The following is a 15,060-nucleotide window of genomic DNA, read 5'->3' as shown; positions in this document are numbered from 1 at the left end:
ATCGCTGGGAGCTGTTTCAGCTCCCAGCGATGGACTGACCTTTGGAGCCGAGGATTTCAAAAGCCTCGCTCATCCGCTCCACGATAGACTTCTCACCCGCACGCAGCCATTTGCGAGGGTCGTAGAAGGACTTCATGGGTTTGTCCGTGGCGGGATCAATCTGGTGCTGGAAAGCGACCGGGTGCGTGCTCACATAGGAGCCGACGCCATGAGCAAATGCGAACTGGATGTCCGTATCCAGGTTCATCTTGAAGGTCCCGTAGGACACTGCATCCCGGATTTCTTCCAGGCTGGACCCTGATCCACCATGGAAGACCAGCGGGAGCGGCTTCGGCCCGCTTCCTGTGGCTTTCTGTACGGCGTCCTGAGAATTTTTCAGGATTTCTGGTCGAAGTTTGACGTTGCCTGGCTTGTAGACGCCATGAACGTTGCCGAAAGACGCGGCGATGGAAACCATGCCAATAGGCGAGAGCAGTTCCCAGGCTCTCAGCACGTCTTCCGGCTGGGTATAGAGATGCGCATTGTCCGCACCTTCTTCCAGATCATGGCCAACGCCATCTTCTTCACCGCCCGTAACGCCAAGCTCGATTTCCAGACCCATACCCAGCGGGGCGAGGCGCGTCAGAAGTTTCTCGGAAAGGGCCAGGTTGTCATCCAGTGTTTCGGCCGAGAGGTCGAGCATGTGGGATGAAAAAAGCGGGCGGCCTGTATTTTTGAACTCTGCTTCACTTAGGGAAATCAGGTCTTCCAGCCAGGGAATCAGCTTTCGATCAGCATGATCCGTGTGAAGGATGACGGCGATTCCATACTCTTTGGCCAGCAGATGGACATGATGAGCCATCGATGCTGCGCCAAGAACACGGGCGCGATGGGCATCCGGAAGACCCTCGCCCGCGAAGAAGCGTGCGCCACCGTTTGAAACCTGGATGATCACGTCCGAGCCGTTGGCTGCGGCCGCTTCCAGAACGGCGTTGACGCTGTTCGTACCAACGACATTGATGGCTGGAAGGGCGTATCCGCCGTCCCTGCACGCCTGAAGAAGAGTTTGGTAGTCGGCGCCCGTTACGACGCCGGGAGAAACGCTTGTCATGGGAGACTCCGGTCGAGTGCAGGAACCGAGATAGGCTGTTCCTGCGTTTCGTGTATTGTAAGCCAGAAAATGTTTTCCGTCATGAGCGCTAAAGATGAGGGAACAGTTTCAGCCCAGATTTGTTGCTTGTGGTATCTGCCCTGCTGCGATTATGGAAAAGTATGGTGCCAAATCTTTCCGATCCCGATCTTCCCGCCCGTATCCTTGTTGTCGAAGATGACGCAGGAATGCGGACCCTCATTCTGCGCGCATTACAGGGCGGCGGTTTCCGCGCCCGTGGTGTGGCAAGTGGAGATGAGATGTGGGCCGCTCTTGAAGTGGCTCCGGTTGATCTCATCATCCTTGACATCATGTTGCCAGGCACGAACGGCATTGAGCTGTGCCGTGCCCTGCGCAATGGCCAGGGGGCCAGTCATGTTGACGAAACGCCCCCCTCGCAGGTTCCCATCATCATGGTGTCTGCCCGTGGTGAAGAACGCGACCGTGTGACCGGCCTCGAATCCGGTGCGGACGACTATGTGCCGAAGCCTTTCGGCCAGCGCGAGCTTCTGGCCCGCGTTAGGGCAGTGCTCCGTCGTGGAAGCCCAAGTGCGGCACCGGAGAAGGTGCGGCGTGAAAGACTGCAATTCGCAGGCTGGATGCTGGACCTGCGCCGTCGTGAACTGACAGACCCGAGTGGGGCGACTGTCGATATCTCAGGCGCAGAACACGACCTTCTGACCAGCTTCCTCGACAACCCGCAGCGCGTTATTGCACGTGATCGTCTGCTGGAACTGTCACGGACCCGTTTGGGCGATGTGTCTGACCGCAGCATCGATGTTCTGGTCAGCCGCCTTCGTCGCAAGCTTGGTTCTGATGCGGACCAGTTGATTCGTACAGTCCGTGGGCTGGGATATATTTTCGTGGCCGAGGTTGAACGGGTCTGAATATTCAGAATCGGATCCTGCTGTGGCCGCTGGGGCTGGTCGGTCGCGTTTGCGTCGTCCTGACCGTAGCGGTCACGCTGGTCTTTCTGGCCAACGCCGTTTTTTATGGTGAGGCTGAAACCTACATCGTGGATGATGTGCGCATTGCGCAGCTTGGAGAGGCCCTAAGTACAGATCTGAGGGTTCTCGCTGCTGCGCCTGTGACGCAGCGCTCCTTTCTGGCAGTCATGCTGTCAGGAAGTGAACTGAGTGTTGCTTGGCAACCCTCAACGGCCCTGCCGCACCTGCCGGGATATCGCCCTACTGTTCTGAGGGATCTCACGGCACGCTTGATCAAGGATGATCCCATCCTCGCGCAGGCCCAGCTCGATCTTTACACGCTGGGAACAGGTACACCCGATGTGCTCGGGTCCGAGCGCCTTCCTGATGGCACATACATTCATTTCCGTGTTCCCGGTCTTCTGGGGCACCACCATTTTACGCGCGGACTCGCCTCCGCAGCGATTGCGGCAGGTGCTGTTGCGATCGCTGCAACCATGCTGATTCGCGGACTGAGCATGCCCCTGCGGGCTCTGGCTTCTGTGGCAGACAAGATTGGCTCGAACGAAACCTGGGTTCCGCTGGCAGAACGTGGCCCGCGTGAAGTTCGCGGGGTTGCACGGGCCATCAATGCCATGCAGCGCCGTATCCAGAGCCTGATCAACGACCGAACGCAGGCTCTTGCTGCCGTTTCACACGATCTCCGCACGCCTCTGACGCGTTTGAGACTCCGGTGCGGATTTCTCAATGATGGGGAAGCGCAGGCCGCCATCGAGTCGGACCTCGATGAGATGGAGGGGATGGTCAACGGTATTCTTGCCTATCTTGCAGGCGCAGATGATCCGGAAAAACCTCGCACCATCAATATTGTCGCCACCCTTGCGACTCTGGTTGATGACCATGCGGATCACGGCAAGGACGCTCGTTATGAGGGACCGGACCGTGCCCTGGTTCACGTCCGCCCTCTGGCCATCAAACGCGTTCTGTCCAACCTGATTGAAAATGCCCTGAACTACGGGGGAAATGCCCTCGCAACGCTGAGGGTTCAGGAAGACGGCGCCATAGAAATTTCCATTCAGGACAACGGCCCCGGCATTCCTGAGAGCGAATACGAGCGGGTTCTGGCGCCATTCTATCGGCTCGAAGGATCTCGCTCTCGGCAGACAGGTGGGATTGGTCTCGGCCTGGCTATTGTAACCCGCGAGATTGCCCGGGAAGGGGGCTATCTCAAGCTTGGGCGGGGAGACGCTGAAAAGGGCTATGGAGGTCTGTGTGCGACGATTGTGTTGCCGCCAGCGCGCAAGCCTTCGATTGGTGCCCGTCCTCAGAGCTGACGGGCAAGAAGTGGGACTACGTTGGTCCAGACCCTTGCGCCAGCGGCTGAAGTGGCACATGTCAGGTGCGGACTGGCCATTGAGGACATGATGACGATGTTCATTGAAACCGAAGATACTCCGAATCCCGCCACGCTGAAGTTCCTTCCGGGTCGACCGGTCACGAATGACACGCGCACGGTTGATTTTGGCGAAGCTTCTGCTGCCGAAGGCCGCTCTGAGCTTGCTGAAGCCCTCTTTGCCCTGCCGGACGTCAAGCGCGTCTTTCTGGGAAGTGACTTCGTGTCCATCACCAAAGCGCAGGACGTCAGCTGGGGCGATCTCAAGCCTGTTGTCCTCAGCGCTCTGACGACGTTTTTCGAAAGCGGAAAGCCTGTTCTGGCTGGTGATGACGAAGCGCTGAAATATGATGTTGCGCCGGAAGATGCGGATGTCGTGACGCGTATCCGCGATCTGCTGGACACACGTGTTCGTCCCGCTGTTGCCGGAGATGGTGGTGACATCGCGTTCCGTGGTTATCGGGACGGGATTGTCTACCTTACAATGCAGGGCGCCTGTTCTGGCTGTCCGTCTTCCCGCGCGACGCTGAAGCATGGTGTGGAAAATATGCTTCGTCATTACGTGCCGGAAGTGCAGTCCGTCGAGCAGGTCGAGGACTGATCCATGGATGGCCAGACGTCTCTTCCCGTGACTGACGATCTGGCTTCCGGTCCCGTGCCGGGAGCCGAAGTGCTTTTCACGCAGGCCCGAACACCGCGTGCGTTTTCACCGCGTCCGGTCGGGGAAGATGTTTTGCGTCACCTTTACGATCTGGTGAAGCTTGGCCCCACGTCGGGCAACTGCTCTCCGGGACGGTTTGTGTTTCTGACGACGCAGGACGCTAAAGAACGCCTGCGCCCGGCCCTTTCACCGGGAAATGTCGCTCGGGCCATGGCGGCACCGGTTCTGGCCGTTGTCTGCCATGATCCCCTTTTCTTCGAGGCTTTGCCGCGTCTGGGCGCAGATGAAGGCCTGCGGGACTGGTTTGCGGCGGATGTCGGGCTTTCGGAAGAGACGGCTTTCCGGAACGGTACGCTGGAAGGCGGTTATCTTATTCTGGCGGCACGGATGCTCGGACTGGCAGCCATGCCGATGTCCGGGTTCGATGCGTTCATGGTGGAAGACGCGCTGCTGACAGCCTCGGGCTGGCGGGCGAATTTTCTGGTGGGACTTGGTTACCCTGCTGAAAATGAGCCTCATCCTGACCATGCCGAACCCCGTGCGCCACGTCTCGACTTCGGCGAGGCGTGTCTGTGCCTGTGAAGACCGTTGTTTTTAACGGCGCAGGTGCCGGAACGGGATCGACCAATCTTGTAGCGCTCGTCGAAGATAGTCGTATCGTTGCTGAACAGCATTTGGCGGGGAGGGGGGCTTCCGAGCACTTTGCTCCGGCACTACGGACTGTTCTCGAAGCTGGTGGTTGGTCTGGCTCGCCTGACAGGGTTGTGGCTGTAATCGGCCCAGGGTCTTTCACCGGCTTAAGAGCGTCACTCTCTCTTGCTGCAGGTCTGGCCGCAGGATGGGGGTGCCCGACGATTGGTGTTACTCTGGGCGCTGCCATTCGGGCTACGCTCAGTCAGCCTGATGTAACCTGCATCAGTGTTGCCAGACGCGGTCGTTATTTTGTGGACCCACCGACGGGCGAGGTTTTCGCAGTTTCTGCTGATGATCTCGATGCGTCTGCATTTGAGGTTATTGCCGGCGACGCAGTGTCTGAGCGTGAGACGTGGCCTTGTCGTGTTGTGGCCTGTGTCGCTCCGGATGCTCTCGGTATTGTCCGTGCCGCTGAGACCCAGTCTTCGGGGCCACTGATGCCTCTGTATGTTGACCCGCCCGAAGCCAAACCGCCCGCTGCTGGACTTCGCCCTCTCCCTCAATGACGCCGTCTCTTCCGGATTTAATATTTCAAGTCACGGGCGTGGAAAGCGCTCCGTTACTAGCGGCGCTTCATGAAGAAGCGTTTGCAGGAGGAGAAGTGTGGGATGCGGACTCCTTCACATCTCTTCTCGGTCTTCCTGGCACAGAAGCTCTGGTTGTTCTTAAAGGGAATGAGCCAGCGGGCTTTATCCTGACCAGAACCGTCATGGATGAAACAGAGGTCCTAACATTGGCTGTTCGACCGTCATTCCGACGTCTTGGTCTGGGAAAATCTCTGGTTGAGCAAATACTTCCAAAAGGAAAAATATTTCTGGAAGTATCAATAAGTAACAATGCAGCAAAAAAACTTTATGATCGGTGCGGTTTCATAAAGGCCGGCCATCGACGTCGCTATTATCGTGATGGAAGCGATGCTCTGGTTCTGGTCTCTACGCCTTCAGAATGAGTAGGCAGTAAAGATCAGCGTCTTCCTGGTGTGGTAAATTTTCTATTATTTTATGCCCAAGTGCTAGTACCGATGCGGTTACATTTTTTCTGGGCTCATCGCCTTTAACGATCACTTTTATTTTTTGACCAGAAGTCATGATGTCGAGGCGCGCGCGGACATATACAGTCGTCATCGGACAAATCTTGCTGCTTACATCAAGAAGAAATGTTTCATATTTTGTCATATTCTGGTTTTTCCTTGTTTTTGCTTGATGGTAATGAGCTTCTACTGATAGAGAATTCGTCGTTTCCGGATGAAGGACTATTACACTATGCCGCATGAGACTGCAGACCTCGATCTGCGCCATCTGACCGCCCAGATCGTTACCGCCTACGTATCCAGCCATGACATCGGAGCCGACGCGCTGCCGGGTCTTATTCGTGCGGTACATGATTCGCTTGCAACGGTTGATGTGCAGGAAGAGGTTCCCGCTGAGAAGCCGGTGCCAGCAGTTCCGCCCCGCAAATCAGTATTTCCTGACTACATCATCTGTCTTGAAGACGGGAAGAAGCTGAAGCTGCTTCGTCGTCACCTCAAGACAGCCTACAACATGACGCCGCAGGAATACCGTGAGCGTTGGGGTCTGCCGCCGGAATACCCGATGGTTGCTCCGAACTACGCAAGCCATCGTTCCTCCCTGGCACGCAAGATCGGCCTCGGCCGTCGTCGCGAAGACTGAGGATGTTTCCCGGCTTCCTGATCTTCATCCGCAGGAAGCCGGTTCTTTTATTTGCATCTCTGATTGGACAAATGGTCCGGTTTTCGGCTAGGCCGCTGATATGGTCGTAGATATGAAAATCGCGGACAGACGCGCTCGCACGCAAGGTCGGAAGCCAGAAGGTTCCGTCGTTGTCGATGATTCTCCCATTGCACGCCTCTGCGTGGAAAATGGTTTGAAGATGACAGGACAGCGTCGGGTCATTGCCCATGTTCTGTCTGAAGCCAGCGACCATCCGGACGTAGAAGAGCTTTATCGGCGCGCATCCGCCATAGACAGCCGTATTTCCGTTGCTACGGTTTATCGGACCGTGCGTCTTCTGGAAGAAAAAGGGATTCTCGAACGCCGTGATTTCGGCGGTGGGCGTGCTCGGTATGAGGCCAGCGACAGTGGCCATCACTATCATCTGATTGATGTGGACAGTGGTCGTGTCATCGAATTTGAAGATGACGAACCTGTCCGTCTGCTTACGCAGATTGCAAAACGTCTCGGATTCGATCTCGTCTCACACCGCATAGAACTCTTCGGTCATCGTCTTGAAAAAGAAACTCCGAAGCAGACTGTTGCCAAGAACAGGAACAAGAGCGGATCATGAGCACCAATCCGGCCGAGGAAAAAGCCTCACCGACAGCCCATTCGCTCATCAGTAGTGAAGAAACACTCAAACAGATGGAGACCCTCTCCACGCTGGCTCTGAACCGTGACGGCGGTTTCCAGGAGCTTCGGGGCGGTTCTCTGGGTGTTCGCATCGCTGTTACCGAGGCTGAGCGGGATGCGGCTCAGGCCCTGCGGTATCGTGTGTTTTTTGAAGAACTTGGCGCACACCCGGACGAACGCGCATTCCGTACAAAGCGGGATGTGGACGAGTTTGACGAGGTTGCCGACCATCTTCTCGTCATCGACCACAGCATTTCTTCTGGTGCAGAAGGCGTTGTCGGAACCTATCGCCTTCTACGTTCCGATGCTGCCGAGAAGATTGGCCGTTTTTACACGGCTTCCGAATACGATATTTCGACCCTGACGGAATTTCCGGGACGTTTGCTTGAGGTTGGCCGGTCCTGTGTGGCTCGCGAACATCGTGGACGTTCTGCAATGCAGCTCCTCTGGCGTGGCATTGCATCCTACATCTTTCTTCATCGCATCGACGTGCTGTTCGGTTGCGGAAGTCTTCCGGGCACAGATCCTGACGCGCTCTCCGATCAACTGACCTATCTGCACCATAATCATCTGGCGCCTCCGGCTCTTAGAATTCGGGCGCTGCCAGATCGTTATGTGGAAATGCTGCGTACTGACCCGCACACGCTTGATTACCGGGCCTGCCTGAACAAGCTGCCGCCTCTCATCAAAGGATATCTTCGTCTTGGGGGATATGTTGGAGACGGCGCTGTTGTGGACGAGCAGTTCAACACGACGGACGTAGCCGTTCTGGTAAAGAGTGAACTTCTGGCGGATAAATATTACCGCCATTACGAGCGCCGCCTTCGGGACGCTCTGGACTGATTTCCGGCTCGGGCCTCTGTGGCCCGGCCGTTTTTTCTAACGGATAATCATCTCCATGATTTCGACGCTCCCTGTGCGTGGCTGGCGACTTGCCGGCCTGATGGTGCTGGCAGGGGCGTTTTCTGCCCTGTCTCTTCCGCCTGTCTGTGCGCTTTTTGTGCTCCCTATCGGGCTACTGGTCCTCTATCGCGCCTCTGAGGATGCGGCATCTTGGAAGCAGGCTGCTCTTTGCGGCTTCCTGTTTGGAATGGGATTTCACACGGCAGGCCTGTATTGGCTGACCAATGCCATTCTGACTCGTATCCATCAGTTCTGGTGGGTCATCCCGTTCGCGGCTCCGGGTGTTGCGCTCATTATTGCCCCGTTGATGGCTGTTCCCGCGGTTCTCTGTCGTCTTGTGCCAGCGGGATGGCGCCGTATTCTGATGTTCGCCGGAAGCTGGACAGTCGTTGATATGGCGCGCGTCCTGATTTTTTCAGGCTTCCCCTGGAACCCGCTTGGCAGCGATCTGGAATTGCCGGGTTCGATCGGCAATGCGCTGATCCAGCCCGCGTCCATTCTGGGTGTCGACGGCCTGACTCTTGCACTGGTCCTGGCATCTCTGGCGCTTTTCCGTGGGCGTGTTGCTGTTTTAAGCGTGCTCGTGTGCAGCGTGCTGTGGCTCGGTGGCGGCTACTGGCGGCTTGCCACAGTGGCTCCTTTGCCGATCAGTAATCCGCGTGCGGTTCTGGTTCAGGGGAATGTCTCGGAAAATGAAATCATCAACCGGCAGCAAAGCGTCGAAAATTTTCGCCGCTATCTCCGTCTGACGGCTCAGGGCACGCAGAAGGCCAGATTGATGGGCGATGACCGGCCTGTGGTTGTCATCTGGCCAGAATCCGGCTTTCCGGGCCTTCTCGATGAGGATGAACTGGCCCGAGAGGTGATTGCCCACGCAGCCGGTGGTGCTTCGGCAATGATCGGGTCAGATCGTGAGGAAAATGGCCACTGGTACAACAGCCTCGAACTGGTGGATCAGGATGGCAAGATCACATCCATCTATGACAAGAGCCGCCTGGTGCCATTCGGGGAGTACCAGCCCTGGATTATTCCCTTCAACGTGCTTCCAGGAGTTTTGACTCCAGGCCCAGGGCTCAAGACATGGGATCTGCCTGATATTGGCCGTGTTGGCCCAATGGTTTGCTACGAGATCATTTTCTCGGGCTCTGTCGTTGCGCGGCATGATCGGCCTGACTGGCTGGTCACCATTTCCAATGATGCCTGGTTCGGCAACAGTGCTGGTCCACGGCAGCATCTTGCCACGGGCCGTCTGCGGGCAGTGGAAGAAGGTCTTCCGGTTGTCTTCGCGAACAACACGGGCATTTCGGCGATTTATGATGCTGTTGGCCGTGAAACGGTTCGTCTGGGGTGGGGACGGGCAGATGTCATTGTGAGTGATATTCCGTCCCCCCTCTCACCAACGATATTCTCTCGGTATGGACGCGCTATTCCCCTGTCTCTGTCGATACTGTGCGTCTTGCTCTCGTTTTGGCCAACGGTTCGCCGCAAGAGAGAACGGGTTGTAATGCGTCAAAAAGGTTAATATTGACAATCTAGGGTTGTTTTATTTACCTTCTCTTGGTCTCAAGGGAGGATCATCATGTCTACGGGTCACGTTAAGGCCGAGCCAAAGAGTGCTTCGGCTGCTGGCCCGGTTGATGTGCATGTCGGAAACCGCATTCGGCTGCGACGCACGCTGATGGGGCTTTCACAGGAAAAGCTTGGAGAGGCGCTGGGGCTGACGTTCCAGCAGATCCAAAAATATGAACGTGGTGCTAATCGTGTAGGGGCAAGCCGCCTCTATGATCTGGCGCGTGTTCTGGATGTGCCGATCGGTTTTTTCTTTGATGATATGCAGGATGTGGCCCCCAAAACGGCACCTGCTCCCATTCAGCCTTCGGTCACGACGGGCTTTGCGGAAACGCAGGCCACTTTCGGCGGTCCGCCCCGTAAAGCGGTTCAACCGCCTCGGCTGTTTGATCTGCCAGCCGATGAGGCGGCGCTGTTCAGCCGTCGTGAAACGGTTGACCTGGTGCGATCCTATTATCGCATTCCAGATCCCTCCGTACGCAAGCGAATGCTGGACCTTATCCGCAGCCTCGGCCCGGCAGAAGAATAAGCCAGAGCCTATTCGCGGCGCAGGACGCTATCGTTCAGGAAGGACGAAATCTTGCCCGCTTTGAAATCGGCCCGCAGCCGGTCTTCATCGTATTCGGTCTGAAGCCAGTCCATAAAGGAAAGACGCCCTTCGGCTTCAGCGCGGTAACGCAGGAAAAATGCGTCTAGGATGCCCGTGCGGGACCGGTTGAAATGTCCGAAGCGCCAGTGCAACTGCCTGAGAGCATCTGTTGCCGTTCCCCCCTCGAACATCACGACCAGCCCTGAAGCCAGTCCTGCGCGGTCAGCGCCTGACTTGCAGTGCATCAGCATTGGAAACTGAAGAGTCTGATACATGGCATGAAAGCGTAGGATGCGATCCTTGTGGGGCGCCCCCCGGCTCTCAAATGCCATATCCAGATGCGTCAGACCCAGCTTTTCACTCGTGCTGCGGGACAGGGCATCGGACCCGCATCTACGATGTCCGCGCAGATTTACGAGCGTCTTGAGGTGAAGCTTCTTTGTCAGTCTGCGCAGACGTGAAGGTGTTGGGTGGTTGCAACGCCATACCTTGCCAGGAACGACTTCCGAAAGATTTGTCCAGCCGAGGCGGAAGATGGAGTGGTCCACAAAGAGACTGTCCCACCAGGCCCGTCGCAGCGTGGCGGCAGAAGTAATCCGGCCTTCAAACATCAAAAAACGTCCTCGACTGTGGGGCATGAAGCAGCTTCAGGCAGCGCTGTGTCCCATTTGAGATGGGGATGCGTCAACCGCAAGGAAATGGTAATGTCAGCTTATGCGGTGGCTTTCTCTTTCCCTGATGGTGTCCTGCCTGTCCCTGACGGGATGTGGTGTTGGTTCAATGTTTGACGGACCGGCTGCGGATATGACCGCGCTGCCCCCGCCGGGAGCTGCGCCGGATAGAGCTACTCATCGCCGGCCTCATGCCAGTGGCATGTCCTATGCGGACGATGCGCCCGTCATGCCGATGCCGCCTGGGGGGATGAGCGAGGAAAACCGTCCCCGGGAAAGCAGCGCTCCGTCCTCTGAAGGAATGACCTTTGGGACGAGTGGTGTAGGTGGCAATACAGCTGATATCACCCCGCGCCCTGCCGTGCCGGATACGGAAGTGTCATACGGGAAGAATAGCGGAAATTAAGGACAGCGAGGCCGTCTGACGGTCCGGTCTTCATGATTGCGTAACTATTGGCGTGGTAGGGCGAAAGCGTCCTCACCAGTGGGCCGAGTTGACGTCTTGGAGACCAGAAATGACCGAGCAGGTCGCGGCAGATATGAAAGAGCGCCTTACCTTTTTGGGGATTGGAGCCAGTGAGAAGGCCCTGATAGCGCGAATTGGCCAGCAAGTCCGCCGGATTTTGCCTCCCGCGCTTGACCGGTTTTATCGCCGTGTGGACGAGACCCCAGCGCTTGCACGTTTTTTCTCAAGCTCTTCCCATCAGAACTCAGCCCGCACCCAGCAGGAAATGCACTGGAGCCGTATTCTCGAGGGCGATTTTGGCCCTGACTATGTCCAGAGTACACGGGCGATCGGGAATACTCACGCCCGGATTGGCCTGGACCCACAGTGGTATATCGGCAGTTATGGGCTACTGGTCGAAGGTATTGTCGCCGGCGTTATTCAAGATGCTTGGCCAAAGCAGAAACAAGGCTCGCTTGGCAGGCTGTTCGGTAAGCGCCCATCAGGTCTAACCAGTCAGGATGTTGCTGCGCGGGTAGGCGTTTTGGTGAAGGCCGCGTTTCTGGATATGGAGCTTGGCCTTCAGACATACACATTGAATCTGGATGGGCAGGAGCGTTCGCGCGCCGAGAAGGAGCGCACTGAAAGTTTGTCAGCACTTTCAGAAGCTCTTGCAGACTCGCTGGACCGCATGGCCGAGGGAGATCTTGTACAGGATATTGACCCGGAGCTCGCCAGTCAGGCGGCACGGATGAGCGGAGCCTTCCAGCGTGCCTGTAATGGGCTAGGGCGAATTGTGCAGGGTGTACGCTCTACGTCGGGCGTGGTGGAGCATCGCGCCCGAACACTCAGCAGTTCGTCCGAAGACATCGCGTGTCGTATCGCGGAGCAGGTCGACGCACTGGGCACAGTATCGCGCAACATCACTCAACTGACGACGTCCGTAAAGGAAGTGGCTGAAGAGGCGCGGCAGGCGGATGAAACGGTTGAAGCCTGCTGTCAGGAGACAGGGCAAAGTACGGAAGTTGTCGCTCGGACAGTTGAAGCGATGGCCAAAATTTCGGAATCATCCACGCGGATTGTTCAGATTATTGGCGTTATCGATGAAATTGCCTTCCAGACAAATCTTCTGGCTTTAAACGCAGGCGTAGAAGCTGCGCATGCCGGGGATGCCGGGCGAGGTTTTGCCGTTGTTGCTCAGGAAATACGCGCGCTTTCCCAGAGATCCAAGACTGCAGCTTGCGAGATCAAGGAACTGATCAGCAGCAGTATGGAAGACGTGGAGCGTGGCGTGAAGATGGTCGATGAGACAGGGGCTGCACTCGGCAACATCAGTGCATCTGTGAATCGGCTGGGAGAAGCTGTGGGGCAGATTGCTTCAGGTGCGGAAGCTCAGGCGCAGCGGATCATGGATATCAACACCAGCACCACACAGCTTGAAGCTGTGACCAAAACCAACGCCGCGATCGTGAGGCAGATGAGCAACTCCAGTCAGGAGTTGGTTGGGGATGCTGCTCAGCTGATGAAGATCGTCATGAACTTCAAGGTTCAGAACGATCTTCCAGCACAGCATCAGCTCTGAAGAAAATCTTCAGTCAGAGCGAACGTGCTTCTTCCGGCAACATGATGGGGATGCCGTCCCGGATCGGGAATGCCAGCTTTGCGCGCGGGCTGATGAGTTCCTGCGTGTCACGGTCATAGGTGAGCGGCCCTTTGGTGAGGGGGCAGACCAGAAGAGACAGGAGGCGAGGGTCAAGTTCAGTATTCATGGTCATTCCATGCCTTTTGCCAGAAGATCCAGCAAGACCCCGGCGCGGTCATCCAGCGTGCTTGCTTCAAGAAGGGCCTGTTTCTGCTCAGAACTGAACGGAACAAGCATCGGCAGGATGACGAGCAGCATGTCATCATCCAGTTCATCAAGCAAAGACCAGTCGGTCTGGAGCTGATGTGCTGTCAGATAGCTTTTCAGACGGCTTAACAAGCGTGCCCGGTTAATCGGGGAGGGGTCGCTTTCCAGCAGATCCGAGAAGAAAGGGGAGGCGTCGATGGTGCCTTCCCTCCAGCCGCGCTGCGTCAAGCCTTCCATCAGCAATCTGAAGCGCGTGATGCCCAGAAGCGTGATGGAGAACGTGCCGTCAGAATATTCCGTAAAGCTGGTAATTCTGCCCAGTGTCCCGATGTTATGCAGGACCGGTAGAGGATCGGATTCGTCCTCTTCCTGAGGCTGAATCATCCCGATGAGGCGACGCCCCGCAAGCGCGTCTTCCAGCAAGGCGACATAGCGGGGTTCAAAGACCGTTAGAGGAAGATGCCCGCCAGGCAGGATCATGGCCCCGGAAAGTGGGAAAAGCCCGACCCGCGGTGGAATGTCCGCAAGAGTGAGGTCCGCAAGAGCTGGAACCCTGCGCGGGATATCATTCAGATCCAGAAAGGTGTCGGGCGTTTTCGTCATGGGATTACGAGAACAGGAGAGAAGAGAGCTTGCGACGCGCAGCAAGCGTTACAGGGTCCGTATGGCCCCACGCTTCGAAGAAACGAAGCAACTCGGTTTTGGCAGCACCTTCGTTCCAATCACGGTCCTGACGGATAATACCCAGCAGAACATCGGCAGCATCAGCGCGATTTCCCGCAGCATTGAGTGCCCCGGCCAGTTTGAACTGGATATCAAAGCCAGCCGGTGAAGCGGCGGCCTGTTGTCTGAGACTATCCAGTTCGGAAACTGCCGCTGCACCTTCTATTTTGAGGGCGAGTGCCGCACGTGCCCCTGTGATCTCAGGATGGTTATTAAGCTTGGCAGGGATCTGGCTGGACGCTTCTTCTGCGCCTTCTAGTTCATCGAGAGCCAGAAGCGCGCGGAGCATCCCGCCCCATGCTTCAGGGTTTTCCGGTTCTGCATCGAGAACCTGCGCGTAGAGGCCGACAGCTTCCGCAGTTTGATTGTCCGCGAGAGCTGTCTTGGCTGCTGCCAGAATATCTGCTGCGGGCATCGTGCCGCCAGAAGCTTTCAAAAGCGATTCGACAAAATGACGAATTTCACTTTCTGGCTGTGCACCCTGGAAAAGATCCAGAACCTGACCCTTCCAGAACGCGACAACAACGGGAATGGATTGAAGCGGAAGCCCCATCTGAGCCAGTTGAGCCGCGAGGGACTTGTTGGCCTCTACATCGACCTTGACCAGACGAACGCGTCCGTTGGCAGCATGGACAATCTTCTCCAGAACGGGCGTCAGCTGTTTGCAGGGGCCGCACCACGGGACCCAGAAATCCACCAGAACCGGGATCTGCTGGCTGGCCTCAACCACGTCCGCCATGAACGTCGTCTGATCTGCTTCGACGATGTATGCGGCCTTGCCTGAAGACGGGGACTGGCCAATCAGATGTTCGTCAAAAGTGCTGCTCATGGAATGGAAGCCATCCTGCTGGGAAAATCTAGTTCCGTTGAAGATCGGGCCTGATGGCTCTGTGTGCAAGGGCGCTTTCACGGGAATGCTTTTCATCTCGCCACGAGATCATGGCGCTTTCTTCATAAGAAACGGTGCAGATTGAAAAATTGACTGGGAGGTCCATTTTCTCTCTTGCATGTCCCTAAAAGTTCAGTAATAACACCGCCCACGGAACGCGGGTGTAGCTCAGGGGTAGAGCACAACCTTGCCAAGGTTGGGGTCGTGGGTTCGAATCCCATCACCCGCTCCAGTTTGAAAAAGGCGCCTTAAGG

At 56.6% G+C, this 15,060-nt stretch carries 19 protein-coding genes and 1 tRNA gene; 14 read left to right on the top strand and 6 right to left on the bottom strand.

The features are described 5' to 3' along the window. Positions 1 to 16: 16 nt before the first annotated feature. On the bottom strand, positions 17 to 1,090 hold the full coding sequence (gene fbaA / locus HK24_RS04545; protein ID WP_086633481.1) for a class II fructose-bisphosphate aldolase: 1,074 nt from the start codon (positions 1,088 to 1,090) through the stop codon (positions 17 to 19). 161 nt (positions 1,091 to 1,251) lie between these two features. Here fbaA and HK24_RS04540 point away from each other — a divergent pair, with 161 nt between their 5' ends. The 6 genes from HK24_RS04540 to HK24_RS04515 all read left to right on the top strand — a co-directional run bounded on the left by HK24_RS04540 (position 1,252) and on the right by HK24_RS04515 (position 5,751). Further along, positions 1,252 to 2,016, top strand: coding sequence for a response regulator (locus tag HK24_RS04540; protein WP_064274614.1), 765 nt, complete (start codon positions 1,252 to 1,254; stop codon positions 2,014 to 2,016). A 20-nt stretch (positions 2,017 to 2,036) separates the two neighbouring features. After that, positions 2,037 to 3,389: an ATP-binding protein gene (locus HK24_RS04535; RefSeq protein ID WP_046900660.1), complete on the top strand. Its 1,353-nt coding sequence runs from the start codon at positions 2,037 to 2,039 to the stop codon at positions 3,387 to 3,389. A 96-nt stretch (positions 3,390 to 3,485) separates the two neighbouring features. After that, positions 3,486 to 4,049, top strand: coding sequence for a NifU family protein (locus HK24_RS04530; protein ID WP_046900986.1), 564 nt, complete (start codon positions 3,486 to 3,488; stop codon positions 4,047 to 4,049). Between the two features lie 3 nt (positions 4,050 to 4,052). After that, positions 4,053 to 4,691 (top strand): malonic semialdehyde reductase, encoded by a 639-nt coding sequence (locus tag HK24_RS04525; protein ID WP_086633480.1) that lies wholly within the window; start codon positions 4,053 to 4,055, stop codon positions 4,689 to 4,691. Next, entirely contained in the window at positions 4,682 to 5,308 is a 627-nt protein-coding gene (gene tsaB / locus HK24_RS04520) for a tRNA (adenosine(37)-N6)-threonylcarbamoyltransferase complex dimerization subunit type 1 TsaB (protein ID WP_198942054.1), read from the top strand. The genes HK24_RS04525 and tsaB overlap by 10 nt, the downstream gene beginning before the upstream one ends. Continuing rightward, entirely contained in the window at positions 5,305 to 5,751 is a 447-nt protein-coding gene (locus HK24_RS04515) for a GNAT family N-acetyltransferase (protein ID WP_086633478.1), read from the top strand. Before tsaB ends, HK24_RS04515 begins: the two co-directional genes overlap by 4 nt. Here the strand turns inward: HK24_RS04515 and HK24_RS04510 are convergent. Next, positions 5,735 to 5,977 carry a sulfurtransferase TusA family protein gene (locus HK24_RS04510; protein WP_086633477.1) on the bottom strand — a complete coding sequence of 81 codons (243 nt, stop codon included), beginning with the start codon at positions 5,975 to 5,977 and terminating at the stop codon, positions 5,735 to 5,737. The genes HK24_RS04515 and HK24_RS04510 overlap by 17 nt on opposite strands. A gap of 87 nt (positions 5,978 to 6,064) precedes the next feature. Here HK24_RS04510 and HK24_RS04505 point away from each other — a divergent pair, with 87 nt between their 5' ends. The 5 genes from HK24_RS04505 (at position 6,065) to HK24_RS04485 (ending at position 10,169) form a co-directional block, all read left to right on the top strand. Continuing rightward, entirely contained in the window at positions 6,065 to 6,472 is a 408-nt protein-coding gene (locus tag HK24_RS04505) for a MucR family transcriptional regulator (protein WP_046900664.1), read from the top strand. A gap of 100 nt (positions 6,473 to 6,572) precedes the next feature. Further along, a complete protein-coding gene (locus HK24_RS04500) occupies positions 6,573 to 7,106 on the top strand; it encodes a Fur family transcriptional regulator (RefSeq protein ID WP_052750032.1) in 534 nt (177 codons plus the stop codon). Positions 7,107 to 7,180: 74 nt separating this feature from the next. After that, complete coding sequence (locus HK24_RS04495; protein ID WP_174694812.1) at positions 7,181 to 8,011, top strand: GNAT family N-acetyltransferase; 831 nt, start codon at positions 7,181 to 7,183, stop codon at positions 8,009 to 8,011. A gap of 55 nt (positions 8,012 to 8,066) precedes the next feature. Then, entirely contained in the window at positions 8,067 to 9,593 is a 1,527-nt protein-coding gene (gene lnt, locus HK24_RS04490) for an apolipoprotein N-acyltransferase (protein WP_233126106.1), read from the top strand. A gap of 57 nt (positions 9,594 to 9,650) precedes the next feature. After that, entirely contained in the window at positions 9,651 to 10,169 is a 519-nt protein-coding gene (locus tag HK24_RS04485) for a helix-turn-helix domain-containing protein (RefSeq protein WP_086633475.1), read from the top strand. Positions 10,170 to 10,177: 8 nt separating this feature from the next. Here the strand turns inward: HK24_RS04485 and HK24_RS04480 are convergent, their stop codons facing one another. Beyond that, positions 10,178 to 10,840 carry a tyrosine-protein phosphatase gene (locus HK24_RS04480; RefSeq protein WP_086633474.1) on the bottom strand — a complete coding sequence of 221 codons (663 nt, stop codon included), beginning with the start codon at positions 10,838 to 10,840 and terminating at the stop codon, positions 10,178 to 10,180. Positions 10,841 to 10,943: 103 nt separating this feature from the next. On the opposite strand from HK24_RS04480, the gene HK24_RS04475 reads away from it, so the two are divergent. After that, on the top strand, positions 10,944 to 11,306 hold the full coding sequence (locus HK24_RS04475; RefSeq protein ID WP_046900668.1) for a hypothetical protein: 363 nt from the start codon (positions 10,944 to 10,946) through the stop codon (positions 11,304 to 11,306). Between the two features lie 109 nt (positions 11,307 to 11,415). Continuing rightward, positions 11,416 to 12,927: a globin-coupled sensor protein gene (locus tag HK24_RS04470; RefSeq protein WP_086633473.1), complete on the top strand. Its 1,512-nt coding sequence runs from the start codon at positions 11,416 to 11,418 to the stop codon at positions 12,925 to 12,927. Between the two features lie 13 nt (positions 12,928 to 12,940). Here the strand turns inward: HK24_RS04470 and HK24_RS04465 are convergent, their stop codons facing one another. From HK24_RS04465 to HK24_RS04455, 3 genes are read right to left on the bottom strand one after another with little or no spacing between them, the layout of a single operon-like run. After that, on the bottom strand, positions 12,941 to 13,120 hold the full coding sequence (locus HK24_RS04465; protein WP_046900670.1) for a Trm112 family protein: 180 nt from the start codon (positions 13,118 to 13,120) through the stop codon (positions 12,941 to 12,943). After that, positions 13,117 to 13,797, bottom strand: a complete 681-nt coding sequence (locus tag HK24_RS04460) for an LON peptidase substrate-binding domain-containing protein (RefSeq protein ID WP_046900671.1) — start codon at positions 13,795 to 13,797, stop codon at positions 13,117 to 13,119. The genes HK24_RS04465 and HK24_RS04460 overlap by 4 nt, the downstream gene beginning before the upstream one ends. A 4-nt stretch (positions 13,798 to 13,801) precedes the next feature. Beyond that, positions 13,802 to 14,746 carry a co-chaperone YbbN gene (locus HK24_RS04455; RefSeq protein ID WP_086633472.1) on the bottom strand — a complete coding sequence of 315 codons (945 nt, stop codon included), beginning with the start codon at positions 14,744 to 14,746 and terminating at the stop codon, positions 13,802 to 13,804. A 217-nt stretch (positions 14,747 to 14,963) separates the two neighbouring features. Between HK24_RS04455 and HK24_RS04450 the strand changes: the two genes are divergently transcribed. After that, positions 14,964 to 15,038 (top strand) — tRNA-Gly (locus HK24_RS04450). The last annotated feature ends 22 nt before the right edge of the window (positions 15,039 to 15,060 follow it).

It is taken from the genome of Gluconobacter sp. DsW_058, assembly GCF_002153615.1.
In the GTDB taxonomy this organism is placed as follows: Bacteria; Pseudomonadota; Alphaproteobacteria; order Acetobacterales; family Acetobacteraceae; genus Gluconobacter; species Gluconobacter cerinus.
This window is presented reverse-complemented; position numbering and strand designations above follow the sequence as displayed.